27 protein-coding genes and 1 riboswitch are annotated in these 26,624 nt (G+C 46.1%); of the genes, 25 read left to right on the top strand and 2 right to left on the bottom strand.

Translation table 11 applies throughout. From position 1 onward, the window contains the following. Nucleotides 1-237: 237 nt before the first annotated feature. The 8 genes from tmk (at nucleotide 238) to rsmI (ending at nucleotide 6,027) form a co-directional block, all read left to right on the top strand. Entirely contained in the window at nucleotides 238-885 is a 648-nt protein-coding gene (gene tmk / locus CRO25_RS31155) for a dTMP kinase (protein ID WP_063567538.1), read from the top strand. Between the two features lie 62 nt (nucleotides 886-947). Next, nucleotides 948-1,277: a cyclic-di-AMP receptor gene (locus tag CRO25_RS31150; RefSeq protein ID WP_079697638.1), complete on the top strand. Its 330-nt coding sequence runs from the start codon at nucleotides 948-950 to the stop codon at nucleotides 1,275-1,277. 263 nt (nucleotides 1,278-1,540) lie between these two features. After that, on the top strand, nucleotides 1,541-1,984 hold the full coding sequence (locus tag CRO25_RS31145; protein WP_024633694.1) for a YaaR family protein: 444 nt from the start codon (nucleotides 1,541-1,543) through the stop codon (nucleotides 1,982-1,984). Nucleotides 1,985-1,993: 9 nt separating this feature from the next. After that, nucleotides 1,994-2,965 carry a DNA polymerase III subunit delta' gene (gene holB / locus CRO25_RS31140; protein WP_063567539.1) on the top strand — a complete coding sequence of 324 codons (972 nt, stop codon included), beginning with the start codon at nucleotides 1,994-1,996 and terminating at the stop codon, nucleotides 2,963-2,965. 117 nt (nucleotides 2,966-3,082) lie between these two features. Then, on the top strand, nucleotides 3,083-3,883 hold the full coding sequence (locus tag CRO25_RS31135) for a stage 0 sporulation family protein (protein WP_024633696.1): 801 nt from the start codon (nucleotides 3,083-3,085) through the stop codon (nucleotides 3,881-3,883). A gap of 28 nt (nucleotides 3,884-3,911) precedes the next feature. Further along, a complete protein-coding gene (yabA, locus tag CRO25_RS31130; RefSeq protein ID WP_024633697.1) occupies nucleotides 3,912-4,280 on the top strand; it encodes a DNA replication initiation control protein YabA in 369 nt (122 codons plus the stop codon). Nucleotides 4,281-4,365: 85 nt separating this feature from the next. Then, nucleotides 4,366-5,145, top strand: a complete 780-nt coding sequence (locus CRO25_RS31125) for a tRNA1(Val) (adenine(37)-N6)-methyltransferase (RefSeq protein WP_079697637.1) — start codon at nucleotides 4,366-4,368, stop codon at nucleotides 5,143-5,145. Further along, nucleotides 5,146-6,027: a 16S rRNA (cytidine(1402)-2'-O)-methyltransferase gene (gene rsmI, locus CRO25_RS31120; protein ID WP_063567541.1), complete on the top strand. Its 882-nt coding sequence runs from the start codon at nucleotides 5,146-5,148 to the stop codon at nucleotides 6,025-6,027. A gap of 291 nt (nucleotides 6,028-6,318) precedes the next feature. Here the strand turns inward: rsmI and CRO25_RS31115 are convergent, their stop codons facing one another. Further along, nucleotides 6,319-6,573, bottom strand: coding sequence for an AbrB/MazE/SpoVT family DNA-binding domain-containing protein (locus CRO25_RS31115; RefSeq protein ID WP_024633700.1), 255 nt, complete (start codon nucleotides 6,571-6,573; stop codon nucleotides 6,319-6,321). Nucleotides 6,574-6,891: 318 nt separating this feature from the next. Here CRO25_RS31115 and CRO25_RS31110 point away from each other — a divergent pair, with 318 nt between their 5' ends. From CRO25_RS31110 to CRO25_RS31050, 13 genes are all read left to right on the top strand, one after another. Continuing rightward, nucleotides 6,892-8,172 (top strand): HD domain-containing protein, encoded by a 1,281-nt coding sequence (locus tag CRO25_RS31110; protein WP_079697636.1) that lies wholly within the window; start codon nucleotides 6,892-6,894, stop codon nucleotides 8,170-8,172. A gap of 327 nt (nucleotides 8,173-8,499) precedes the next feature. Further along, nucleotides 8,500-9,270, top strand: a complete 771-nt coding sequence (locus tag CRO25_RS31105) for a TatD family hydrolase (protein ID WP_179132320.1) — start codon at nucleotides 8,500-8,502, stop codon at nucleotides 9,268-9,270. A gap of 241 nt (nucleotides 9,271-9,511) precedes the next feature. Next, nucleotides 9,512-9,765, top strand: a riboswitch (cyclic di-AMP (ydaO/yuaA leader). Between the two features lie 273 nt (nucleotides 9,766-10,038). Then, the gene (locus tag CRO25_RS31100; protein WP_063567543.1) at nucleotides 10,039-11,223 is read left to right on the top strand and encodes a 3D domain-containing protein; all 1,185 of its coding nucleotides are present in this window, start codon (nucleotides 10,039-10,041) and stop codon (nucleotides 11,221-11,223) included. Between the two features lie 156 nt (nucleotides 11,224-11,379). Further along, the gene (gene rnmV / locus CRO25_RS31095; protein WP_079697635.1) at nucleotides 11,380-11,925 is read left to right on the top strand and encodes a ribonuclease M5; all 546 of its coding nucleotides are present in this window, start codon (nucleotides 11,380-11,382) and stop codon (nucleotides 11,923-11,925) included. Nucleotides 11,926-11,929: 4 nt separating this feature from the next. Continuing rightward, nucleotides 11,930-12,832 carry a 16S rRNA (adenine(1518)-N(6)/adenine(1519)-N(6))-dimethyltransferase RsmA gene (rsmA, locus tag CRO25_RS31090; RefSeq protein WP_079697634.1) on the top strand — a complete coding sequence of 301 codons (903 nt, stop codon included), beginning with the start codon at nucleotides 11,930-11,932 and terminating at the stop codon, nucleotides 12,830-12,832. Between the two features lie 59 nt (nucleotides 12,833-12,891). Continuing rightward, the gene (yabG, locus tag CRO25_RS31085; protein WP_079697633.1) at nucleotides 12,892-13,788 is read left to right on the top strand and encodes a sporulation peptidase YabG; all 897 of its coding nucleotides are present in this window, start codon (nucleotides 12,892-12,894) and stop codon (nucleotides 13,786-13,788) included. 153 nt (nucleotides 13,789-13,941) lie between these two features. After that, a complete protein-coding gene (gene veg / locus CRO25_RS31080) occupies nucleotides 13,942-14,217 on the top strand; it encodes a biofilm formation stimulator Veg (RefSeq protein WP_053778931.1) in 276 nt (91 codons plus the stop codon). 224 nt (nucleotides 14,218-14,441) lie between these two features. Then, nucleotides 14,442-14,618, top strand: coding sequence for a small, acid-soluble spore protein, alpha/beta type (locus CRO25_RS31075; protein WP_079697632.1), 177 nt, complete (start codon nucleotides 14,442-14,444; stop codon nucleotides 14,616-14,618). Nucleotides 14,619-14,767: 149 nt separating this feature from the next. Next, nucleotides 14,768-15,622: a 4-(cytidine 5'-diphospho)-2-C-methyl-D-erythritol kinase gene (ispE, locus tag CRO25_RS31070; protein WP_063567568.1), complete on the top strand. Its 855-nt coding sequence runs from the start codon at nucleotides 14,768-14,770 to the stop codon at nucleotides 15,620-15,622. 98 nt (nucleotides 15,623-15,720) lie between these two features. Further along, the gene (gene purR / locus CRO25_RS31065; protein WP_064641410.1) at nucleotides 15,721-16,548 is read left to right on the top strand and encodes a pur operon repressor; all 828 of its coding nucleotides are present in this window, start codon (nucleotides 15,721-15,723) and stop codon (nucleotides 16,546-16,548) included. Between the two features lie 188 nt (nucleotides 16,549-16,736). Continuing rightward, nucleotides 16,737-17,021: a septation regulator SpoVG gene (gene spoVG / locus CRO25_RS31060; RefSeq protein WP_017691372.1), complete on the top strand. Its 285-nt coding sequence runs from the start codon at nucleotides 16,737-16,739 to the stop codon at nucleotides 17,019-17,021. 392 nt (nucleotides 17,022-17,413) lie between these two features. After that, on the top strand, nucleotides 17,414-18,805 hold the full coding sequence (gene glmU, locus CRO25_RS31055) for a bifunctional UDP-N-acetylglucosamine diphosphorylase/glucosamine-1-phosphate N-acetyltransferase GlmU (protein ID WP_371121682.1): 1,392 nt from the start codon (nucleotides 17,414-17,416) through the stop codon (nucleotides 18,803-18,805). A 101-nt stretch (nucleotides 18,806-18,906) separates the two neighbouring features. Continuing rightward, nucleotides 18,907-19,860 (top strand): ribose-phosphate diphosphokinase, encoded by a 954-nt coding sequence (locus tag CRO25_RS31050; RefSeq protein WP_017691370.1) that lies wholly within the window; start codon nucleotides 18,907-18,909, stop codon nucleotides 19,858-19,860. A gap of 109 nt (nucleotides 19,861-19,969) precedes the next feature. Here the strand turns inward: CRO25_RS31050 and CRO25_RS31045 are convergent, their stop codons facing one another. Next, on the bottom strand, nucleotides 19,970-20,170 hold the full coding sequence (locus CRO25_RS31045; protein ID WP_064641977.1) for a hypothetical protein: 201 nt from the start codon (nucleotides 20,168-20,170) through the stop codon (nucleotides 19,970-19,972). A gap of 329 nt (nucleotides 20,171-20,499) precedes the next feature. On the opposite strand from CRO25_RS31045, the gene pth reads away from it, so the two are divergent. The 4 genes from pth to CRO25_RS31025 all read left to right on the top strand — a co-directional run bounded on the left by pth (nucleotide 20,500) and on the right by CRO25_RS31025 (nucleotide 26,321). Next, nucleotides 20,500-21,060: an aminoacyl-tRNA hydrolase gene (gene pth / locus CRO25_RS31040; protein ID WP_079697631.1), complete on the top strand. Its 561-nt coding sequence runs from the start codon at nucleotides 20,500-20,502 to the stop codon at nucleotides 21,058-21,060. Between the two features lie 98 nt (nucleotides 21,061-21,158). Continuing rightward, complete coding sequence (locus tag CRO25_RS31035; RefSeq protein ID WP_024633714.1) at nucleotides 21,159-21,389, top strand: anti-sigma-F factor Fin family protein; 231 nt, start codon at nucleotides 21,159-21,161, stop codon at nucleotides 21,387-21,389. Between the two features lie 278 nt (nucleotides 21,390-21,667). Beyond that, nucleotides 21,668-25,195: a transcription-repair coupling factor gene (gene mfd / locus CRO25_RS31030; protein WP_076292118.1), complete on the top strand. Its 3,528-nt coding sequence runs from the start codon at nucleotides 21,668-21,670 to the stop codon at nucleotides 25,193-25,195. After that, nucleotides 25,179-26,321, top strand: coding sequence for a peptidylprolyl isomerase (locus CRO25_RS31025; RefSeq protein ID WP_063567550.1), 1,143 nt, complete (start codon nucleotides 25,179-25,181; stop codon nucleotides 26,319-26,321). The genes mfd and CRO25_RS31025 overlap by 17 nt, the downstream gene beginning before the upstream one ends. Nucleotides 26,322-26,624: the final 303 nt, after the last annotated feature.

Below are 26,624 nucleotides of genomic sequence, written 5' to 3'. Positions count from 1 at the left end.
AGGCTATGTGACTTAATGGAAATATTGGAGAATAGCTGACCGTTAACGTGGGATCATGTATAGTATTATAGTAAGAAGCTTGTACCAAACTCGAATCATTCTCGAACTATCTATTGGATAGTCATGAACATACACCTCTGGGCGGGTTCATTCATAGTCTGGAGTATGAGAGGATCTAGATTGTAGTCATCGCAGCACAATTAGGAGCAATTATCGATATAGAAAGCAGGGAAGCATATGCAGGGCAGAGGTAAATTCATTACGTTGGAAGGGGGAGAAGGGTCCGGTAAAACAACGATGATCAGTAAGCTAGGTTCTTACTTTGAAGAACAGGGTATACCATATGTAGTTACTCGGGAACCTGGCGGGATTGAAATTGCGGAGAAAATACGTGCCATCATTCTCAATCCTCTTCATACGGCAATGGATGCAAGAACCGAAGCGCTGCTCTATGCAGCTGCACGCAGCCAGCATCTGGCAGAAAAAGTGGAGCCAGCATTGAAGGCAGGGAAGACCGTTATCTGTGACCGGTTTGTCGACAGTAGTCTGGCCTATCAAGGATATGCTCGTGGTCTTGGTGTGGAGAATGTATGGGCCATCAATCGGTTTGCAATAGGTGAACTGATGCCGGATGTCACACTCTATCTGGATATTGAGCCGGAAGCAGGTCTCGCCCGCATTGATGCCCACGATGGACGTGAAGTTAACCGCCTGGATCTCGAAAGTCTGGAGTTCCACCGCAAAGTGCGTGAAGGCTATTTTCTACTGAAGGAACAGTTTCCTGACAGGATCAAAGTCATCGATGCTTCTCAAAAGCAAGATGAGGTCTTAGCAGCAATGATTTTGTCGCTTGAGACAGGGATTTTGAAGGATTTTGACGAGTAATTGTCTAATATATAGACAGGGCATTTCACAAGGTGCTTATTATCTGAAGGAGGTTATGCAGGATGAAACTGATTGTTGCGATTATACAGGATAAAGACAGCAACCGATTATCCGGCGCATTGGTCAAAGCAAATTTTCGGGCTACGAAATTGGCCAGTACCGGTGGATTTTTGAAGGCAGGCAACACGACGTTTATGATCGGTGTCGATGATGGTCAGGTCGAATCCGTAATGAACGTCATTCGCAGCAGCTGTAAGGTTCGTGAACAGCTCGTGACTCCAGTCACTCCGATGAGCGGAACAACCGACTCTTACCTGCCGCTACCTGTCGAAGTTCAAGTAGGTGGAGCTACCGTGTTTGTTCTTCCGGTAGATCGATTCGAACACTTTTAATGATGCAATTCCCATAAATCCTATTGAGGGTCCTTCTTGTAATCAAGAATCGCGTTCTCTGTCCGGATAAACTTTTCGATCAGGGAAGATCTTATTTCGGACAGAGGTTGACTAACAACGAATAGATCCATGTGGTGATATTTAACTACTATTATATATAGAGTATGATCTAGCACATATATAAGGTCTCCTCCACGCACAGGCGCCGCGCGCACTGTGCTGATGGGCGATTGGCCTACTTAAGGTAGAAAGCAGGCGTTTCCATGAAAATCAATCCTGGATTCCGACCGATGCAGAGTGGACTCAGTTCTTCCGATTCCGGCTCCAAACCGGTTCAATCCAAAAATTTCTCTGATATGATGAATCACCAGGGTGAACGGGCATCACAGGCTGAACTTACCCGCCGATTAAGTGAGATCCAGATGCAGGGTGACCGTTTGTCTCGTTCCATGACCATTCGTGAATTGAAAGCATACAAGCAGCTTGTAAAAAGATTTCTGGAGGAAACGGTCCGTCGTGGTGTGTCTATGAAAGAGACGCGAGGATGGGATCGTCGGGGAAGAGGGAAACGTTACAAGTTAATTGATGAGATTGACTCTGCCTTATTATCTATGGCTGATGAGCTTTTGGAAACAGAGGAAGGCAAGATTACGTTATTACAGCAAGTAGGAGAAATTCGGGGAATGCTTATTAATTTAAGCTTCTGAGGAGGAAGTATGTCCTTTCAACAAATTATGGGTCAGCAGGCAGCCAAGCAGATGTTACAGAGCAGTTTGAGACGTCATGCCATAAGTCATGCCTATTTGTTTAGCGGACCATCCGGCAGTGGACAATTGCAGACGGCGATCACATTTGCTAAAGCAATATTCTGTACAGAGCTTGAAGATGATGCCTGCGGACAGTGTCTTGAATGTCGTAAGGTGGAACATGGAAATCATCCGGATCTAACCATGCTTGCACCGGATGGGAATAACATTAAAATTGATCAAATTCGGGATCTGCAGCGTATCTTTTCGTACCGATCAGAGGCGGGGCATCCCAAAGTATATATTATTGAACAGGCCGAGAAAATGACTGTTCAAGCGGCCAACAGTTTGCTGAAGTTTCTGGAAGAACCTCAGGTGCCCGCGGTAGGCATTTTGATTACGGATAATGGACAGGCGATGCTGCCCACCATTCGTTCACGCTCTCAATTGGTTCCTTTCAGTGCTCTGAATCCGGAAGAGATGCTGCAATCGCTGATTGCGGAAGGGCACCCTGCCAATCTGGCTCGCTCTGCCGTCCATTTAGCGTCAGGACTGGAAGCATGTAGAGAAATTCTCCAGCAGAATTGGTTTGCAGAAATTAGAAACGTAATGTTACAATTAGGGAAGGAGTCCCTGGGTAGAGGAAGTACATCATTGATCTCTGCACAGCAGAAGCTTTTTAAAACCGGACTCTCAGAACACCTGGATACGATGCTTAGCCTGTTCCATTTATGGTTCAGGGATATGCTGTATGTCCAGTATGGTAGGCATGAACATATCGTTTTTATAGATCAGTTGGACATGCTGTCTCAGTTGGCCCATACCCGCAGCACCGAGCAGTGGGTTTCCTACATGGATATGGCCGCAGCATGCAGAAAAAAATTGCGTTTCAATGTCAATGGCCAGCTTTGTCTGGAGCAATTTTTGATCGGTTTGGCATAAGACTGGGAGAGGACAGATTTTGTTCCAATCATATGCAAACGGTTATAACTTCGGCGGGTTCCCTAAGAAGACAGGGCTTCAGACGAAGTGGGATTGGCTTACGAGGGGGTTAATTTTTTGTACAGTGTAGTGGGTGTCCGTTTCAAAAAAGCGGGCAAAATTTATTACTTCGATCCCCTGGACCTTCCCATTGAAAAAGAAAACTGCGTTATCGTGGAGACAGCGCGGGGGGTAGAGTACGGTAAGGTTGTCGTCGGCAAGAAAGAAGTAGGCGAGTCTGATGTGGTGTTGCCGCTCAAAAAGGTCATCCGGGTGGCGGGCGAGACAGATGCCCGTGTCGTAGATGAGAACAAGCGTGCAGCAAAAGAAGCATTCGGTACTTGTTTAAATAAAATCAAAGACCACGGCCTCAAAATGAAGCTGGTCGATGTGGAATTTACGTTTGATCGCAATAAAATTATTTTTTATTTTACAGCTGAAGGAAGAGTGGATTTCCGGGAGCTGGTCAAGGATCTGGCAAGCATTTTCCGGACACGGATCGAACTGAGACAGATCGGTGTACGTGATGAAGCAAAGATGCTTGGAGGGATCGGACCTTGCGGCCGAGTATTATGTTGTTCTTCCTGGCTGGGAGACTTTGAGCCGGTATCAATCAAGATGGCTAAAGATCAGAGCCTGTCACTGAATCCGACGAAAATTTCCGGGTTGTGCGGAAGACTCATGTGTTGTCTGAAATTTGAGCATGATAACTATGAAAGTGTGAGAGAAGAATTGCCGGCTGTAGGCAAGTTGGTCGTCACCTCTTTGGGTGAAGGAAAAGTTGTCGGCATCAATGCCGGTAATCGCACAGTCCATGTTCAACTGTTCGACATCAGTAAAGTCAAAGAACTTCCGCTGGATGACGTCGTTATCAAGTAAACCATAAAGGTTGCTTCGGGGTGGAAACTTGGAAAAGAAAAATCTGTTTACGCACATTCATGAAATGGAAACCCAATTGGGTCAGTTGCACAGTGATTTAGGAGAGTTAAAAATGATTGTTAAAGAGCTGCTTGAAGATAATCAGCGGCTTACCATCGAGAATGAGCAGTTACGCAAACTGCTGAAGCGTGAGGCCCCGGCAGATTTGCCCATCGCATCGGCGCTCGCTCCGGTAGCAAGGCCTGCGGGTCCAGCTACTGGTGAAGATGTTGTAGGTGAAGGATATGATAATCTGGCTCGGTTGTATCACGAAGGATTCCATATTTGCAATGTCTATTATGGACATTTGCGGACGGAAGGCGATTGTCTGTTCTGCCTGTCTTTTTTGAATAAATGAAGTGGCCGTAGGGATCCCCTACGGTTTTTTTTCAAGGTTAAGAACCTTGTCTGAGATATAGAGTACCGGAGGATGAGTGTATCATATGACAGAAATATCAGTAAAATTGCAAGATTCGGAGCGAATCGACGATTTGCTCTCTCATGATTTGAAGATTATTCAAAGTGATGAAGTGTTTAGTTTTTCGATGGATGCCGTATTGTTGGCCCGATTTGCTTCAGTACCGAAACGGGGTCGTGTGCTTGATTTGTGTACAGGCAATGGGGTTGTTCCCATTCTGTTGACCACACGAACGCAGGCGAGTCTGGAAGGCATTGAAATTCAGCCACGATTGGCAGATATGGCACGTCGCAGCGTTCAACTGAATGCATTGGAAGAATCCATTACGATCCATGAAGGTGATTTGCGTGAACTCGTGAAAGAAACGGGCCATGCTGTATACGATGCTATAACGGTTAACCCTCCGTATATGCCCTTGAATGGAAGTGACCTCAAGATGAACACTCATCAGGCAATGGCACGCCATGAAATCGGGTGTACGCTGGAGGAAGTCATTCAGGCCTGCAATCGACTGTTGCGCAATGGTGGTAAAGTATCCATGGTTCATCGTCCGCAGCGTTTAGGAGAGATCATCACTCTGATGCGTGAGTACAAACTTGAACCAAAGCGGATTCGGATGGTACATCCCCGTGCTCATTTGGAAGCCAATATGGTGTTGATTGAAGCGCTCAAGGATGGGAAACCGGAGGTACGCATGCTTCCACCACTGATTGTCTACAATGAAGAAGGGAGATACTGCGAAGAAATCATGGACATATATTACGGTGCGCAGCATGCACAACGAACAACGGAAGGAGGGTTATAGATGACATTGCATATTCAGAAGAGCTACGCGGAGCAGTCGGGTGGTGCCGGTAAACTATACTTGGTAGGAACACCAATCGGTAATCTGGACGATATGACATTTCGAGCAATTAAAACATTGCAGAGCTGTGACATCATTGCAGCGGAGGACACACGTCAGACCCGAAAGCTGCTTACCCATTTTGAAATTACACCATCGATGTTGTTCAGTTACCATGAGCATAATAAGGGAGCTAGTGGGCCTGAACTCATACGCTATATAATAGAAGGAAAAAATTTGGCACTCGTCAGTGATGCCGGTCTGCCGGCCATTTCGGACCCTGGTTCCGATCTTGTAAAACTTGCGCTTGAAGCTGGAATTACGGTCATTCCCATCCCTGGAGCCAATGCCGCGTTATCAGCTCTGATCGTATCTGGTTTACCGACGGAGCGTTTCACATTCGGCGGCTTTTTGCCGCGGGAGAAAAAAGACATGCGAAAAGTGATGGAAGCTTTTAATGAGTCCAACGGTACGTTGCTATTTTATGAGTCCCCTCACCGTATTCGTAAAACTTTGGCCTATCTCGAAGAGATTCTGGGTGATCGGTCGATCGTACTAGCACGTGAACTGACGAAACGTCATGAGGAGTTCGCAAGAGGCAGTATCCAAGAGTGCATAGAATGGCTTGAGGAACATCCGCCACTTGGGGAATATTGTTTGCTTGTAGAAGGTATCAGGGAAGAAGAGCGTAAGGCGGAGCGGGAAGCCTGGTGGCAACTGCTGTCCTTGGAGGATCATGTGAGCCATTATGAGAATGAAGGACTTAGTCGTAAAGATGCGATGAAGAAAACGGCAACGGATCGAGGTTTGACGAAACGAGATGTATATAACGCTTTAATTTAATAACGAATCAACAAAAATATGCTCGAATAGGGAACATAAACTTAAAGGCACCTTAGATCTAACCTTAATGGAATATGAAAACGAGCAGAGCGGAGAAAAAAATATATTACGAACGTCACCGCTCTTCTTTTTGGAGTTGAACAGACTCGTAGCCCAATTTTTTGGGTAATGAAAACCAATAATAAAGCAAAAAAATACCTTCCAGCGGTGGGGTTCACACCGGGAAGGCGATCAAGGAATATAAAAAGGTTAGAAATAACAATTTAATAAGACCATTATACCTGATATTTCTTATTTTGTCACAGGTGCAGGGATTTCGGAAATACATTCGTTACAAACAATTTTACCTTTGAAATAAGTAACGTTCTCTGCATTGCCACAGAAGATACAAGCTGGTTCGTATTTTTTCAACATGATGCGCTCGCCGTCAACATAGATCTCAAGAGCATCCTTTTCACCAATACCGAGCGTACGGCGCAATTCGATTGGAATAACTACCCGTCCCAGTTCATCCACTTTTCTTACAATACCTGTTGATTTCATCATTATAATCAGTGCTCCTCTCAGCTAACGATCATTGTCATTATTCGACATTATTTTATGTTTTATGATACTCATCATACCAACGATTCCCAAAACAGTCAACCTTAAAATTAGCTTAAAATAAAGGCTGTTTTTGATAAGATTACGAGTGGTAAGGGATTGGAAGCCATTTTTCGTATTTAAACATCAATGTCATCTTTGTCGATTTGGAAAACGACAAAACTACCTTATTCGACAAGATTCGTCAAAGTGTGTCGAATCCTTGGTGCTATTATACTGAAAAGCGACAAATACAAACGATATTTAAAGGAGTGAATAGACATGGAACAGCGTTTAACGGAAGAAAAGGTGTTTAAAGATCCGGTACATAATTATATCCATGTGCAAGATCCGATTATATGGCAGTTGATCAACACGCCTGAGTTTCAACGTTTACGCCGAATCCGTCAATTGGGAACATCATTTCTTACTTTCCATGGTGCAGAGCACAGCCGCTTCTCACATTCCTTGGGCGTATACGAAATTACGCGTAAGATTATTTCCCAATTCGAAAGAAGTCACTATTCAGATTGGCCAAAGGAGGAAAAAACGGTAGCCCTTTGTGCAGCATTGCTCCATGATCTTGGACATGGGCCATTCTCTCACTCTATAGAAGAAGCTTTCGATATGAATCATGAGGATTGGACTTGTCGGATCATTACAGGTGATACCGAAGTAGGGGCGATCTTAAGACGGTATGCTCCTGATTTTCCCGAGAAAGTGGCTTCTGTTATTCAAAAAACGTATGAGCAACCTATTGTCGTTAATTTGGTTACCAGTCCGCTCGATGCGGACCGCATGGATTACTTGCTTCGGGATGCCTACTTTACAGGTGTAAACTATGGGACGATTGACCTTGACCGTATCTTGCGTATGCTGCGTCCATATCACGGACGAATTGTGGTCAAGGAGTCGGGCATGCACGCCGTGGAGGATTACTTGATGTCCAGGTACCAGATGTACTGGCAAATTTACTTTCATCCGGTTACCCGAAGTTCGGAAATTATATTGCGGCAAATTTTTAAGCGGGCAAAAAGTCTCATACAGCAAGGTTTTCAATTCCGCTTCATGATTGATCCACTACCCCAGTTATTCGCTGGAGATCTATCGGTGGATGAATATTTACAACTGGACGAAGCTTTGATTCAGACGGCATTTATGCAGTGGCGCAAAGAGGACGATGCTGTTCTGAGTGAGTTATGCGAACGATTTATAGATCGCAAATTATATAAGTATGTAGAGATTGAACAGATCGACGTAAACATGATTGAAGAGATTCGGGAAGCCTTCACTGTAGCCGGTCTCAATCCCGAGTATGATCTTGAAATTGATTTTCCAACGGATAATCCGTATGATGTGTTTCGTCCGGATGAATCCACGGACAAGCAGATTCTGCTGCTTGATCGGCAAGACAAGTTACATGAGTTGTCAGAGGTGTCCGACATTGTCCGTTCAATCAGTGGTCTTCATCGTGGAAAGCATCATTTGTATTATCCGCAAAATAAGGTGGATGCGATTGTTCATGAATTACCGTCCCATATACGCCCCTATTTCTCCCAATAAATGATGCGCAATGCTGTTCAAGAATCATGATGCAAAAAAGCTTTCGAAAAGAGCTATTTTTCATGATACAGTAATCTGCTTTAATGGAGAGTACATGTAGATCGACATAATTTTGTAATCAAAGTAATTAGAATACAACCCGATTGCCTAAAAATGAGCACATATAGATATGAAGGAACTTGTTCGTTCTACATGTTGTGCTCAACAAACAATGAAAGAAATATAAAAAAACATGATCCAATTTAGCAATAGTTATGTTCTGGTTAAGACTGCAGGATGGATTAAAAAGAGATAGTCGTTTATTCGACATGAAGGGAGAAATACAGCATGATGTTGTTCGACACACATACACACCTGGATGCACCACAATTCGACGAGGACCGCGAGGAAATGATTCAGCGTGCTGTGGATGCAGGCGTTGGTCGCATGATTAATGTGGGCTTTAACCGGGAGACCATTCCAACCACGATGAAGCTGGCTGAAACCTATGATTTTATATATGCTGCCGTAGGCTGGCACCCAGTGGATGCAATCACAATGCAAGAGGGTGATCTGGAATGGATTGCATCTTTATGCAAGCATGAAAAAGTGGTAGCCATCGGTGAAATTGGTCTAGACTATTACTGGGACACTTCCCCGAAAGAGGTTCAACATCGCGTATTACGACAACAGATTGGTCTTGCCCGTGAGTTGAATATTCCGATTGTCATTCACAACCGGGATGCGCATGAGGATATTGTAAAGATTCTGCGTGAAGAGAAAGCTGGAGAAGTAGGCGGTGTCATGCATTCCTTCTCTGGCAGCTGGGAAACTGCGAAAATGTGTCTGGATTTAGGCTTTCATCTTTCCTTCGGAGGGCCAATCACGTTCAAAAATGCAAAGCAACCCAAAGAGGTACTTGAGAAGGTTCCTATGGACCGATTTTTCATCGAAACGGACGCTCCTTATTTGACACCGCACCCTTATCGTGGAAAACGAAATGAGACAGCGCATGTACGTCTGGTTGCAGAAGCAGCTGCGGAAATTAAAGGCATTTCGGTAGAGGAAATTGCAGCAATAACGACCAAAAATGCCATGGAACGATTTGGGATTCGTTAAAAGATCGAGCAAAACGGGTGAAAAAGTGAGTTAGGCGGAGTTAATTTGCTTTTTGATCCAAATAAATCAAGAATATTACAATATTTTAACCAAATATTTAGAAAAACGTACTTGAACAACGCTTTACAACATGCATAGAAACAGGATATCATCTTTTCAGTGAATTGTTGTGCGGAAAATTGGACAGATGTTCGGGGGATGAACAAAGGGACACTTTCCGATGAAACAACATTACTTTCATGAATCAGTCTCGCTGAGTCTCCGTTAACGGAGAGCGGGGGAACCAATAGGGCTTAAACATCGGTGATTGCAGCCGATGCGCAACATGCGCTGACCCAAAAGCAGCGTATGAATCTGCGAAGCCGTATTTGATTTCTTCTTTGGGTCTCGGGGTGAATTCAAGGGCGTCCGCCATGAGCGGATGACCGGAGATAGGGCGGCTCTCTTTCGCCCGAACCCGACAGCTAACCTCGCAAGCGGAAAAAGAGAGGCAACCTCGTGCATGAATTTCCGATATTCAGAATCATTCGGAAGCCACGAAAGAGTTCCTCTTAAACTCTTTCTTTGGCTTTTTTGTTTTTGAATAAAAGAAATACTGTCATCATACGGTAAGTATTCAGGAGGATGACATCATGTTGCGAAGATTGATTCATGGTGCAGAACCGGATTATGTTGGTCCGATCTGTGTTCTGTAGAAAATTTGGTATAGTCGCGTCAAAGACATCATGCATTACTTTAGACGGCGAGGCTATGAAGGAGGACGGAGAAGTGGGCACATTCCAACCAGAAGAGACCCATGAGTCACGATCATCCAGTAAGTCTTTCGCGTTGCGGTGGAAGCATGAGAACTTGCGTCAAATGGCATTGATCGCGATTTTCTCAATTGCGCTTACAATCATGATCTTGTTAGTCGTTTACGGTCAGGCCGGGAAACAAATTTCACTGGTTATTGATGGCAAAGCTCAAGCGGTAGAGACTCGTACAGGAATGCTTCAGGAAATGCTGGAGGAGCAGTCAATCACAGTCAGCCCTCACGATCAGGTATCCATGCCCTTGAATGGGGCTATCACAGATGGAGACCGCATCGTTATTGAGCGGGCCGTTCCAGTTAATATTACGGCAGACGGGGACACCAAGACTCTGTATACAACCGATTCATCGGTAAAAGATGCGATTAAAAAATCAGGTATTCAGATTGCAAGTGAAGACAAAGTATATCCGGCGCTTGGAACCACTATTGAAGCGGATATGAAAATCCGTGTAGTGCGGGTAACAAAGCGTACGGTGGAAGTGGAACATCCGATTGCTTATAAAGTGATCAAAACGGCTGACCCTAGCTTGTACAAAGGCGACAATCGTGTCGTTGTGAGCGGTAAAGAAGGCACACTTGTACAGCATATTGAAAAAGTGTTTCAGGATGGAGAATTGGTCTCCAAAAAAATGGTGGGTAAATCGGTCGCAACGAATCGCGTCGATAAAGTGATTGCCATTGGTACCAAAGCCAAACCTGTTGTGAAAGAGCCAGTGATTCAGACGGTATCGGCGCAGACTTCCACGACAAAAACAGCAACAACCACGAACTCGAAGAAAACCGCTGCCTCGGGCAGCAAAGTAATTACCGTCTCAGGCAGTTCTTTTAAATATTCAAAAGTGTTGAAAAATGTATCCATGACGGCATACTCTTCTGAAGAGCCCGGTATCGGCACAAAAACAGCATCAGGTACTCGGGTAACTGAGGGACGTACCATTGCGGTTGATCCCAAAATCATTCCGATTGGCTGGTGGGTGTATATCGAGGGCCTTGGCTTCCGTCGTGCGGAAGACACAGGTGGTGCCATTAAAGGCAACAAAATTGATGTGTATTATGATAGTGTGAAGCATGCCCTGAACTTCGGACGGAAGAAAGGCAAGACGGTATATGTGATTGGTCCGGTGAAGCCGGAAGCGAACTAAAATCGTTTTACTTTGAAATGGGAATGCTATAAAATATAAGCATGAATGATTCATGCGGAATATGCGGCGGAGGGGTCTGAATTCAGTCTCCCCCGCCGTTTGGCAGAGAAGAGGGATATTCCTCTTCTTTTTGCGTTAGAAAGGAAGAAATGGAACATGATAAAAGAAGTGATCGTGGTAGAAGGCCGTGACGACACCGTAGCCATTCGACGTGCGGTTCAGGCAGATACGATCGAGACCGGTGGGTCGGCCATCAACCAACGCATTCTAAAGCGGATTGCACTTGCTCAAGAGAGACGTGGTGTCATCGTACTGACAGACCCGGATCATGCTGGTGAACGTATTCGTAAAATCATCGCCAATAAAGTACCTGGTTGCAAGCATGCTTTCATTCCGGAGGCAGATGCTACGCGCAAAGGCGACATCGGAGTGGAGAACGCTTCACCGGAGGCGATTCGTCATGCATTAGAACGTGTACACACGTCATATGAAGGCGCACCAAGTTTGATCGATTGGGAGGATCTGATTGCGGCGGGTCTGATTGTGCACCCACAGGCTGCTGCACGTCGTATGGAAATGGGCAATCTACTGGGCATAGGTTATTGCAATGGAAAACAGTTCCACAAGCGGTTGAGTGTATTCCAGATTACCCGGGAAGAGTTCTCCGAAGCATTATCGCAAATTGAACGTGAAGGATTGTGAGCGTATGAAAGGCATGGAAGAAACCGTAGAAATTGCAACACCCAAACGAACCAAAGAAATTATTCAAAGACACGGATTTTCATTCAAGAAGAGCTTAGGTCAGAACTTTCTGATCGATCAAAATATATTGAACAAAATTGTAAATGCAGCTGATCTGGACGAGTCCAAGGGCGCACTTGAGATCGGGCCAGGGATCGGCGCACTCACAGAACGTCTGGCTCGGGTAGCCGGTCCTGTAACGGCTGTAGAGATTGATCAGCGATTGATCCCGATTCTGGGTGAAGTGATGCAGCCTTATCCAAACGTTCGTGTGCATCACGGGGATGTGCTGAAGCTGGATCTAGCTGAGTTGTTCCGCACCGATTTTGGAACGGTAGATAAAGTGAGTGTTGTAGCCAATCTGCCTTATTATGTAACGACACCAATCATGATGAAGCTGCTCGAAGAGAAGCTGCCTGTAGACAGCATCGTGGTCATGATCCAGAAGGAAGTGGCTGAACGCATGGCTGCTGCACCAGGATCAAAGGACTATGGCAGTTTGAGCATTGCGGTTCAGTACTACAGTATGCCGGAATTGGTCTGTATTGTTCCGCCCACGGTCTTTATTCCGCAGCCTAACGTGGAATCGGCTGTAATTAAGTTAAAGGTGCGTGAACAACCACCGGTTGAAGTTCCCGACGAGGCACATTACTTCGAAGTGGTACAGGCTTCCTTTGCGCAGCGTAGAAAAACCATCTCCAATAATCTGAAAGCCCGTTTCTTCACGAAGGAGAACAGAGAACAGGCTGATCAGTTGTTGGAGCAGGCCGGTATTCAGCCTTCAAGACGGGGAGAAACATTGAGCCTGCAGGAGTATGCGACACTCAGTACCGTAATGTGGGAAGCTGGGGTACGATCAGCTCTGTAAAATTCGGATGAACCAATCCGGGTTTCTGCCCATACGATGGGGTAGAGGTGATTATGTTGATGAATATCGGAGACTTGGTCGTTCGAAAGTCATACGGTGGAGATGTGACTTTCCGGTTGGAAGGCCTCCAGTCGGACGGTGCCATCATTAAAGGGACCGAGTTCCGGCTGTTAGCCGATTCCCCTGTGGACGATTTGATACAGGTTCCTTATGAACCGCAGAGTGCTAAGACGAGGCAGGCCCACGTGAAGGCACATCAGACGCTCTCACGCCTGCAGCAGAATCGAATGGAACAGGCTGAGCGCAATCGTGAAGGTTTGGTTCAGGAATGGTCTGTTCAACAAGAACCCGCTTATTTCGAGATGCCTGGCAAAGTGCTGCACTTGGATGGCGATCCTAATTATCTAAAAAAAAGCATGAACCTTTATGAGCAGCTTCGTGTTCCCGCAGAGGGTCAATATGTACACGAGTCTGCCATGGCGGACACTTTATATCGTCTGCTGCCCAAAGTGCGTCCGGATATCGTTGTCATTACTGGCCATGATGGGGTACTCAAGACCCGACAGCCCTATGACTTATATAGTCTGGGAAGCTACAAGAATTCGCAGAACTTTGTATCCGCTATTCAGGTGGCTAGGCAATATGAACGTCATCTCGATGCACTCACGATTGTAGCTGGAGCGTGTCAGTCCCACTTTGAGGCCTTGCTGCGGGCTGGAGCGAACTTTGCCAGTTCACCAGGAAGAATTCTCATTCATGCCCTGGACCCGGTCTATGTGGCAGCTAAGGCAGCCTTCACGTCGGTGCGGGAAACGGTGAACATGAATGACATTTTGCATAACACGATTAGTGGTAGCCAGGGTGTGGGCGGCGTAGAGACACGGGGAAGTTATCGGGTAGGTCTGCCCGGATTGAACGATTTATCCACGTTAAAAGTGAATCCATCAGCCGTCTAATGATGGCAGAAGAAAGTCCCATTTAGGGGCTTTTTTTGTTTGCAAAAAAATTCATTGACAACAACTTTTTGATACTGATATAATAATTAGTTTTGATTTGACAATGACTGTAAAATCCGGTATAATGGACAAGAAAAGAGGTGGTCGTCGACAATGGCTAAAAATACGCTATTGGATATCAAACGCAATCTCGATGCACATATCGGTCAGAAAATTATGCTGCGGGCTAATGGTGGCCGCCGTAAGACCATTGAGCGTACGGGTGTATTGGAAGAAACGTACCCTTCTGTTTTTATTGTTAAGCTTGATGAGGAGCAAGAAACTTTCAAGCGAGTATCCTACAGTTATGCTGATATACTTACGGAATCGGTGGAAGTCATGGTATTTGATCCAGGCAGCCAGACGCATAGCTCCTACATGGAGACGTAAGTATCGATTTACGGCGATTCTGCCCCCTTGGGCAGGTCGCTTTTTTTATTTTTGCAATAATCCCGCTCGATTCATCGGAGAGGCATATATGATTCGGGAATGAGTCTGGGGAAGAAGCGGCATACTATTTGGACAGGTTCAAGGCATTTTTCTTGGCCTGGGGGCAAATAGTCCCGGATACAAATGGACTTATCATGAATGAACTATTTCGAGGAGGATGACCCATGAGCCGGAGAAGAAGAAGTGTAATGTCGGATGAACTCAAGAATGAACTGGCAAAAGACCTAGGATTCTATGATACCGTCCAGAAGGAAGGTTGGGGCGGGATCAAAGCGAAGGATGCGGGCAATATGGTGAAACGGGCCATTCAACTTGCGGAAGAAGCGGCACGCAAATCGTAATCCGGTTCAATCGGTTTGGAGAGCGGGGCAATCCGGCAGGAATGACCTCGCTTTTTCCCCATGGATGCGGAATAGAAATGACTTGACAGCCCCATTTTGATATAATATGTTAAGTTGTCTTAGGGAAAAGGTGAGGACGGGTGAACGCCTTGAAAATTTACGAAAAAGCGCCTGCTAAAATCAATTTGATGCTAGACGTTTTACATAAAAGAAGAGATGGATTTCACGAAGTTGAGATGATCATGACGATGGTCGATCTTGCCGATCGACTGGAAATGTCTGAGCTGCCTCGTGACACGATCTTTATCTCCAGTCAGGCGGGATATATCCCCCTGGATGAGAAGAACTTGGCTTTTCAGGCAGCCAGGCTTATCAAAGAGCGTTACGACGTGAAAACCGGAGTTCATATTCATCTGGACAAAAAAATACCGGTGGCCGCCGGACTTGCTGGTGGCAGCAGTGATGCAGCAGCAACGCTGCGTGGATTGAATCGCCTCTGGCGTCTCAACATTCCGGATCAAGAGCTGCAGGAACTTGGAGCAGAACTGGGCTCGGATGTGCCTTTCTGCATTACAGGCGGAACAGCACTCGCCACAGGCCGTGGGGAGAAGCTGACACCGATGCCGAATCCCCCGCAATGTTGGGTGATCTTGGCCAAGCCGCCGATTAATGTGTCTACAGCCGATGTCTATGGGCGTTTCCGTAGCGACAAGATTGTTCGTCATCCGAGTGCTGCCAAAATGGAGCAGGCCATTCGCAACCAATCCTTTGCCGAAGTGTGCGGGCAGATGGGGAATGTGCTTGAGGACGTAACGTTGAAGCTGTATCCGGAAGTTCAGCATCTGAAGGATGCCATGATTCGGCTTGGAGCAGACGGAGTATTAATGTCAGGCAGCGGTCCAACTGTGTTTGGACTGGTCTCTAAGGAGTCCAAGGTTGCTCGGATATACAATGGACTACGAGGCTTCTGTAAAGAAGTATATGCCGTACGTATGCTAACTTAAAATTCGCTTTTATAATGTACAAACACGTATAAAGGTGGTATATTTTTAAATAATTATTCGGATTTGGATGTTTTCCGTGATCGTGAGGATGGATCTCTGTGAAGAAATTAAAACGAAGCGCAAGGCTGGTTGAAATGACGCAGTACTTATTGTCTAGACCGCATACGGTTATTCCGTTGACTACATTTGCCGAACGCTATGGAGCTGCGAAGTCGTCGATCAGTGAAGATTTGGCGATTATCAAGGAAGTGTTCGAAGAAGGTGGTTCGGGAGAACTGCATACACTGGCTGGAGCAGCCGGGGGAGTAAAGTGGATTCCAAAGGTGTCCAGAGAACTGGCACTGGCTTTTGCAGAACGACTTTCTACCCAGCTCGCGCAGCCGGATCGGATACTCCCTGGTGAATATCTGTACATGTCCGACCTGCTTGGACAGCCCGCATTGATGAATGAAGCCGGCAAGATTTTTGCAACGGCCTTTGGCAATATGAATATTGATGTGGTGATGACGGTCGAAACCAAAGGGATTCCACTTGCTTATGCGACCGGAGCCCAGCTCAACCTGCCTGTAGTGCTCGTGCGCAGGGACCATCAGGCTACGGAAGGATCGGCCGTAAGTATCAATTATGTATCCGGGTCCCATAAAAGCCTACATACCATGTCCCTATCTCGCAGGGCAATGCGTGAGCACTCCAGAGTGCTCATTGTAGATGATTTTATGAAAGCTGGGGGAACCGTCCAAGGGATGATCGACCTATTGGCCGAGTTTAATGCCACGGTAGCTGGGGTAGGCGTATTAGTAGAATCTGGATCGGTTGATTCGGAAGAACGACTGCTGACGGATTACATATCTCTGGCGAAGCTGACGGCGGTTGATGCGAAGAGCAGACACATTTCCGTCAAGCCTGGTAACTATTTTGACCTGTAGAATCATGACGAATTACATGTCGGGAAAGGTTCTTTTCCATCGACCTGGCACTAACATTGTCGAATTGTGTATTAAATAAAAAAATTCCTGAAATTAGGACATTTTTGTGGTTATAAAAAGAAGGAGTTCGTATGTGCTGTGTGGAATTATACACCAAGTTCTGATGGAAAAAGGTGGTGAACACACACATGCAAATTACGGATGTCAGACTCCGCCGTGTTAACTCTGAGGGGAGAATGAAGGCTATCGCATCCATTACCATCGATAACGAATTCGTCGTTCATGACATTCGCGTCATCGATGGCAATAACGGAATGTTTGTTGCTATGCCGAGCAAGCGGACTCCTGACGGAGAATTCCGTGATATCGCCCACCCGATCTCTTCCGGTACTCGCGAGAAGATTCAAGCAGCTGTTTTGACTGAGTATGATCGCGCAGCAACTGAGGAAGAAGTCATTGAAGAAGGTGCCTGAGAACATTATTGGGGTTCGAAGGAAAAGAGAGCCATGTCTTATGGCTCTCTTTTCTTTTTGACCGGAATAAGATATATTCAGTATTGAGTTTATTCACAGAAGAGCATTTTCGCAGCTTAAATGTTGCAAAATGTTGAAAGAACAAAAAGCGCAGCGTGCGCTTGGTAACAGGGCGGCATCTAGGAATCATGGGAATCGGTTAAGCTCGCAAGTACACGGCGTATACATATAGGTCACGATTTGTTGGTGTCCGCGTTGTTACGCGTGATTACAGAGACAGCAGGCGATGAACAAGACCGGCGCAGGGCCGGCTGAACGTTACTCATCGGATATATACAGGTAAGGTCAGACGATGGGTTTTTCAGAACAGGAGGTCGTAAATTTTGAAAAGAATGGCAATCGTTCTTGCGGCAGGGCAAGGCAAACGAATGAAATCGAAATTGTACAAGGTACTGCATCCCGTATGCGGTAAACCGATGGTGGGTCACGTGCTGGATGCAGCTCTTCGCGCAGGCGTTGAACGCAGTGTCGTTGTGGTCGGTCACGGTGCCGAAGCGGTGCAGTCATTTTTGGGTTCCAGAGCAGAGTACGTGCTTCAGGCTGAACAATTGGGAACAGGACATGCGGTGAAGCAGGTTAAATCTCTGCTCGGCAGTGAAGCAGGGTCAACCATCGTTGTCTGTGGAGATACACCACTTGTGACCAGCGAAACGCTGGAAGGACTGATGAAACTCCATGAGAGCCGCGGAGCAGCAGCAACGGTACTCACAGCTGAACTGGACAATCCCAAAGGGTACGGCCGCGTTATTCGCGGAGAAGATGGTTCTGTACAGCGCATTGTGGAACAGAAGGATTGCACGGAGCAGGAAGATGCTGTGAACGAGATCAACACAGGTACGTACTGCTTCGATAATGCTAAGTTGTTCGCTGCGCTGGAGAAAGTGACGAACCAGAATGCTCAGGGAGAGTACTATCTCACTGACGTGGTTGGCATTTTCCGTAATGATGGAGAAGTGGTGGAAGCCTACATGTCAGATGACATCGCGGAATCCATCGGAGTTAATGATCGACTTGCTCTTTCACAAGCAGAAGCGTTCATGCGTGAACGTTTGGCGGTAAAACATATGTTGAACGGTGTTACAATCATCGATCCGGCATCGACATATATCGGGGCGGATGTTACCATTGGATCAGATACAGTATTGTATCCGGGTACCATACTCAAAGGTACAACTACCATTGGTGAAGCATGCCATATTGGTCCTCAGGCAGATGTGGAAGACAGTATCATTCAGGATGGGGTTACAATTAAGCATTCTGTACTGTCACAAGCCGAGGTTGGATCAGAAGCAACTGTAGGTCCATTTGCTTATTTGCGTCCAGGTACCAAACTGGGCCGTAAAGTAAAAATTGGTGACTTTGTTGAAGTGAAAAATGCTACAATTGATGAAGGCTCCAAAGTATCTCATCTCAGTTATATTGGGGATGCTAAAGTAGGGAAAAACGTAAATGTTGGATGCGGGGCAATAACGGTGAATTATGATGGATATAATAAAGCTGTAACGACGATTGAAGACGATGCGTTCGTAGGCAGCAATGTCAATCTGATTGCACCTGTCACGGTAGGAAAAGGCGCATATGTTGTTGCGGGCTCTACCGTTACCCATTCAGTTCCCGACAATGATCTCGCGATTGCCCGCCCACGCCAGGAGAACAAACCTGGATATGCGGAGAAAATCCGTGGTCGTGCCAAAGCCAAGAAACAAAATGCCAAACCCGAATAAGGGGTATTGATATTAAGAATTGCCTCCCGAACATCGGGGGGTGCCGACATGTCGCAGACGCTTATAGATTCCAATGAACCAGCACGGAGGGTTTTTATTTTATGACTTATTTTGATTCGAAATTAAAAATATTTACTTGCAATTCTAACCCCAAGCTTGCCCATCAAATTGCTGATTATATCGGAATTCCTATGGGTGAATCTCACACAACTAGCTTTAGTGATGGTGAGATCCAAGTGAAACTCTCTGAGAGTGTTCGGGGCTGTCACGTTTATATCGTGCAGTCTACTTGCTTGCCGGTTAATGACAACCTGATGGAAATGCTCGTTATGATTGATGCACTTAAACGGGCATCTGCCAAGACGATTAACGTCGTTATTCCGTACTATGGCTATGCTAGACAGGACCGTAAGGCCCGTTCGCGTGACCCGATTACAGCCAAACTGGTTGCCAATCTGATCGAAAAAGCGGGTGCAACCCGTGTAATCGCGATGGACTTGCATGCAATGCAGATTCAAGGATTCTTCGATATTCCGGTTGATCATCTGCTCGGCGTGCCGATTTTGGCTCAATATTTCCGCTCGAAACAGATCGAAAATCCGGTTGTTGTATCGCCTGACCACGGCGGCGTAGTACGCGCTCGGAAACTGGCGGACTTCCTGAATGCACCTCTCGCAATTATCGACAAACGTCGTCCAGAGCCGAACGTCAGCGAAGTGATGAACATTATCGGTAACATCGAAGGTAAAACAGCAATTCTGATCGATGACATCATTGATACGGCGGGAACGATTGTATTGGGAGCGAATGCTCTGATGGAAGGCGGCGTGAAGGAAGTATACGCTTGCTGTACTCACCCAGTATTGTCCGGACCTGCGATGGAACGCTTGGAGAATGCACCACTGAAGGAAGTTATCGTAACGGATACCATTCCGATTACGCATGCTAACCCGACAAGCAAACTTAAAGTGTTGTCTGTAGCACCTTTGCTCGGAGAAGCCATTATCCGGGTTCATGAGGAATTGTCAATCAGCAAGCTGTTTGAAATTGAATAAGGATGTCTGCATAAAGTAGTAGAGGGGTTACGTTTTCCGGATCAATGGAAAATGTAACCCCTGTCGGCGTTCCGTTATATTGGAAGTGAAGCAGTTGCCTGCCGGATTTCTAGTATCCGGGGCGGGAGATAAAACGGAACCGGCGCCGATGAAAAAGAGTGTCGGCAATTTCGACAAATTGATTATCGAAACGTGTGATTAGTCCGATCTCAATATGGGTGTCGCGGTCATATACCTGTACAGGTATATGATATTCCAGATGATAGATAAAATCGCTATGTTGAGTCAGTTGTCCGTTGTCTTCGCGCAAAACCCGCTCACCTTCCTGGGTTGATGAAATAATAAATGTAAACACTATATAAGATCAACTAAACATTTACACGATAACGGAGAGGACAGAAATAACTTGAAGAAGCGAAGCGTGCGCCTTTATCCCCAGATTTTCACCTTTTCATAAAGAAATCAAAAAAATCCGGGGATAACAGCGATCGGAAAGTTGTTCTGTCATCGGAGTGCCAGTGTAAATACTCTTTAGTTCAAATTATATAACCAATTCGAATCTCACTTTGTTGATATTATATGAAATATAACATTCGAAGTCTATGCTTCACCTTAGGCTGATCCGAAGGAGGGAACAAGATGAAGTGGATTGTCGGCCTCGGAAATCCAGGCCCGAACTACGCTAAAACCCGTCATAATATTGGCTTTATGGCACTTGATCGACTTGCAGAGCGCCATAATATCTCTATAACGCAGAGCAAATGCAAGGCGCTCATTGGAGAAGGTGTAATTGATGGCGTCAAAACGGTGCTGATTAAACCAATGACGTTTATGAACCTGTCCGGTGAGTCGGTAAGGGCTTATATGGACTTTTATAAAGTTAGTCTGGAAGACCTGATTGTCGTCTACGACGACATGGACACGGAAACAGGCAAAGTCAGATTGCGTTACCAGGGCAGTGCAGGTGGTCACAATGGAATCAAATCCATTATCCAGCATACCGGTACACAGCAGTTTAACCGGGTACGGATGGGAATATCCCGACCAGAACCGGGACATGCCATTGTAGACTACGTACTGTCGAAGTTTATGAAAAACGAAAAGGAAGCGCTCGATCAAACGATCGAACAGACCTGTGATGCATTGGAATATAGTCTGGATCATACGTTTGAGCAGACGATGGCAAAGTTCAACGGATGAACCGCTGCAAGTGACACTGGAAAAATGATCAAGATTCGGGTTCGATTCGGTCTTAATGGGCATACTGGACGTATAAACCATGTTCAGGAGGCATAAACATGTCAGTGAATTATGTGTGTAGGCATTGCCGTACTTTTATTGGACGAATCGATTCTGCCCGGATAACGGAAGCGCAATTGGGCTTTCATTTCTTGACCCCCGACGAGCGGAGGGATATAATAGCGTATAATTCCGGTGGCGATATAACCGTTCGGATTACATGTGATTATTGCAAAGAAGCTCTGGAGTTCAATCCTGAGCTGAGCCTGCTTGCGAGTCCGCTTCAATAATTAACTCGCCCGCAGCAAGAACTTATGACAGATGATGGCGGCTGCGGAATACCGCTCCACCTTTATAGCCTTGGCAGCCTGCTGAGGCTTCTTTTCAGTTGGGATGAAACCAGACTATATCCAAATTAGCCCCCAGCCACATCAAACGGATGTGGCAAAGTAGCGATTAATCCTTTATGATGAAACAGGACAAAAAGGAATTTGTATCCAATTTTTAATGTGGTGAACCTGCGCGCATGCGTGAGATACTCAAGTAAGTTATAAGAGAGGTGCCCCTTTTGTTACAAGCACTTATACAGGCTTTTTCCAAAGATCCGGACTTCGGGTCCATTACGGCCGGGATTACATCCGGCATGAAAGAGCAATTGGTTTCGGGCTTATCCGGTTCGGCGCGTCAGATTATGCTGGCTGCTCTACATCAGGAAATGAACAGACCCCTGCTCGTTGTGACACACAATATGTTTTCCGCTCAAAAAATCGCAGAAGATTTACAGGAAGCGCTTTCACCTGATCAGGTGTTGCTCTATCCTGCCAACGAACTTGTTGCCGCTGAAGCTGCTGTTTCCAGTCCGGAAACATTGGGTCAGCGTATTGACGTGTTGGTCCGTTGCGCCCAGGGATTTAGGGGCGTTGTTGTTATCCCGTTTTCCGGGGTACGGCGCTATGTTCCACTTCCAGAAGTGATGGCTAATGCTCAGATTACAATTAAACAAGGCAATACGCTCGAGTTGGATTCATTCCTGCTGGAGATGGTGAAGCTCGGATATGAACGTGTAGAGCGTGTAGAATCACGCGGTGAGATGAGCGTGCGTGGAGGAATTATTGATTTCTATCCAGTCACATCGTCCATTGCGTATCGTGTGGAATTATTCGACGATGAGATCGATTCCATTCGTACATTTGATCCTGCAGATCAGCGTTCCATTGAACGAATTGACGAAGTAACGGTTCTGCCGTGCAAAGAGTTAATTGCAGATCGTGAACGTATGGAGAAGGCTGCGGATGCGGCCGTTATTTTGCTTGACCAACAGTTGGAGAAAATGACGGACCGGCAGGCAAAGCTGCGTCTGCGAGAAGAAATTCATCGCGAGATCGAACTTCTGCGGGAGCATGTGTATTTCTCCGAAATGTATAAATATATTTCACCGCTCTATCCGGAGAACAAGACGATCTACGACTACATGCCAGAAGATACGTTGCTTGTACTCGACGAGCCAGCAAGGCTCGCAGAGACGTCGAAACAGCTTGACCGAGATGAGTCGGAGTGGAATCTGCATTTGATGCAAAACGGGAAGACCCTTCCAGACCTGCATCTGTCGGCCGATGGGGATGATCTGATATATGAACGTCCATTCCAGACGCTGTTTATGTCCATCTTTTTGCGTCAGGTTCCTCATACCCAGCCGCAGAATATCCTCAACTTTATCAGCCGTGGAATGCAGGACTTCCATGGTCAGATGAACGTGCTCAAAGCAGAGATGGAGCGCTGGCAGAAAGCCGGAGTTCAGGTGCTCATGCTGGCTAACGGTGAGGAAAGACTTGATCGGATGCGCCGGGTACTCATGGACTATGATATCCCTGAGCCGGAGATGCTTATTGGCAACTTGCAAACGGGTTTTGAAATGCCTTCTATTCATCTGGCTGTCGTCACCGAAGGCGAGATGTTCTCACAGAAGCAGCGCAAAGTACGCAAACCGATTCGCAATGTGGACAATGCTGAACGAATTAAATCCTATAGTGAGCTGAAAGTGGGCGATTATGTCGTTCACCAGAATCACGGGATTGGTAAGTATCTCGGGATCGGCACACTTGAGGTTGGCGGTATTCACAAGGACTACATGCATATTCTCTATGCAGGTGGAGACAAACTGTCTGTACCGATTGAGCAGATTGATCTAATTCAGAAATATGTCGGTTCGGAAGAGAAAGAGCCGAAAATATATAAGCTGGGCGGCAATGAGTGGACACGGGTTAAAAATAAAGTCCGCACATCTGTACAGGATATTGCTGATGATCTAATCAAGCTTTATGCGGAACGTCAGACGTCAAAAGGTTTTGGCTTCGACAAAGACTCTGCGGAACAGCAGGAGTTCGAGGATATGTTCCCTTATGATGAGACACGTGATCAGGTGCGTGCCATCGAAGAAATCAAGAAGGATATGGAACAAAATCGTCCGATGGACCGTTTATTGTGTGGGGATGTCGGTTACGGCAAAACCGAGGTTGCAATCCGTGCTGCATTTAAAGCTGCCATTGAGGGGAAACAGGTTGCTGTATTAGTCCCTACAACCATTTTGGCGCAGCAGCATTATGAAACGTTCCGTGAGCGTTTCTCGGGTTATCCATTCAACATTCATGTACTTAGCCGATTTCGTTCACGTAAAGAACAGAACGAGACGGCCAAAGGTATTAAGGCAGGCACCGTCGATATCGTCATCGGTACCCATCGGTTGTTGTCACAGGATCTAGTCTTCAAGGATCTTGGGCTGTTAATTGTAGATGAAGAGCAGCGCTTTGGTGTAACGCACAAGGAAAAGCTGAAAAAGCTGAAGACAAACGTGGACGTGCTGACACTGACAGCAACGCCGATTCCGCGTACCCTTCACATGTCCATGCTGGGCGTTCGGGATCTGTCGGTTATTGAGACTCCGCCAGAAAACCGTTTTCCGGTACAGACGTATGTCGTTGAACACAGTCAGGCACTTGTTCGTGAAGCGATTGAACGTGAATTGGCTCGTGGCGGTCAGGTCTACTACTTGTATAACCGTGTTCAGGGAATTCAGGAGATGGCTGCGGAAATTTCCGAATTGGTGCCTGAGGCCAAGGTTGGTGTGGGACATGGCCAGATGTCGGAAACGGAGCTGGAGAAGACCATTCTGGACTTCTTGGATGGTGAGTACGACGTACTCGTCAGCACTAGCATCATCGAGACCGGGGTGGATATTCCTAACGTAAATACTCTGATCGTGCATGACGCGGACAAAATGGGGCTCTCCCAGCTGTACCAGCTGCGTGGACGGGTGGGACGTTCCAACCGGATCGCGTATGCCTATTTCACGTACCAACGGGACAAAGTGCTGACCGAAGTTGCTGAGAAACGTCTGCAATCGATTAAGGAATTCACCGAACTGGGTTCGGGATTCAAGATCGCGATGCGTGATTTGTCGATCCGCGGCGCGGGTAATCTGCTCGGAGCTGAACAGCACGGCTTTATTGCGTCTGTCGGATTCGATCTATATTCTCAGATGCTGGCAGAGGAAATTAACAAACGCAAAGTTACGATGCTCGGCGAAGAGCCGGTGCCATCCGATCAGTGGAACACAACACTGGATCTCAGTATCGATGCGTACTTGCCGTCTGATTATATTTATGACAGTATTCAGAAGATTGAAATTTATAAAAAAGTGGCGGTTATTGCCTCCTTCGACGATGCAATGGAACTGGAAGACGAATTGGTTGACCGATTCGGAGATCTGCCGGAAGCCGTGATCAATCTGCTGGCGGTGGCCAGAATGAAAGTCTATGGCAAGATCTACGGTATTGAATCAATCTCCCAACGCGGAGATGATCTTACAGTGAAGTTCTACGAAGGCCGAGAACATGCATTTGAGCTCTCAAAAATCGCACACATTGGAAATCAGTTCGAAAGACGTGTACAATTTGAACAAGGACCCCATATGCTTATTCATGTCAAGGGCAAAGGGCTTGGGGACAAGCAACTGATGGAGCTGGTAGAGAAATTTCTGGAGTCCATGAAAAGTGCTTTTAAATCAAAGGGGGAACTAAAGGATGTTAGCAAAGTATAAAAAAGTAGGGAAAGTACTGTCTGTGAGTATGGTAGCAGTACTGTCCTTATCACTGCTTGCTGCTTGTGGCAAGAAGGAAGAAGCGAAAACAGAACCGAAGGATACAAGTGCTGTAGTCGCTACGTATGATGGCGGTACAATTACAGCCAATGAATTCGACATGGAGCAACGGGTCATGAAATTCCTCTATCCGGAATATGCACAAATGATGGATATGGATGATTTCAAGGAGTACCTGGTAAAACAGGAAGTTGCTTATGAATATTTGAGTGGAAAAGCAAGTGATGCAGCCAAAACCGAGGGTGCCAAAACAGCGACAGAGCAATTCGACAAAATGAAAGCTTCTGTTCAAGCTGACCAATGGACTGAGATGCTGAAAGCTCAGAATCTGACAGACCAGAACATTAAGGATTACATGACTCGCATCATGACGGTAATTAAGGATAAAGAAACTGGCGTTACTGAAGATGCGATTAAAGCTGAATTTGAGAAAAATAAAGATCAGTTCACAACGGCGTCTGTTCGTCATGTACTGATCAATTTCACTGATCCAAAAACGCAAAAAGAGCGTAAAAAGGAAGATGCTCTGAAACTTGCGAAAGAAGTGAAAGCGAAATTGGACGGCGGAGCAGACTTTGCTGAAATCGCGAAGAAATACTCCGAAGACACAGGTTCTGCAGAAAAAGGCGGCTTGTATGAAGATACACCTGTAGCCAGCTGGGTAGATGCGTTCAAAGAAGCTGCTAAAACACTGCCATTGAACAAAATCAGTGATCCTGTAGAGACTGAATATGGTTATCACATCATGAAAGTAGAAAAACGTACAGAAGCGGACTACACGAAATTGACTGCTGAACAAAAAGAAACACTGAAAAGTCAATTGGCCGCTGCTGAGATCGACACATTCATGACCAGTGAACTGGACAAAATCGTAAAAGAAGTAAAACTGCCGAAAACAGACAAAGCTGAAGAAGGCACAACTGAAGGCACAACCGGTACAGGAACGGAAAAAGGTACTGAGGGTGAAAAAACCGATGCGGGTACGGATACCAAAACGGATCAAGGAACAACTGGAACCGACAAAGATACAACAACAGGTGAAGGTACAGATACAAGCGGTAAGTAAGATAGCGAGTGCATACATTCAGCAAATACGTTTGTCTGGGTGATACACTGAACGCTTCTAATATGGACAACCATACAGAAAAGCAAGGGGGGGACTTAAGGCCTCCCTCTTGCTTTTCCTTGTATCTATGGAGCAAAGTGGGTACATGGTCGCCTTCTGTGGAAGTTTCACAACTATATTCTCCAAAGTATGTATAAGGAAATGGGAACAGATGAATACTATGGTCAAGATATCACACTAAACGTTCTGGGACTTTCCTCTACCCATTAAGGAACAGTAGTTGAAAAATCTTCTCGAGAAAGT

Origin of the sequence: Paenibacillus sp. RU5M, assembly GCF_900221055.1 — a bacterium.
Classification (GTDB): domain Bacteria; phylum Bacillota; class Bacilli; order Paenibacillales; family Paenibacillaceae; genus Paenibacillus; species Paenibacillus marchantiae.
The sequence above is the reverse complement of the archived record's forward strand: the minus strand, read 5'-3'. Positions and strand labels throughout refer to the sequence as shown.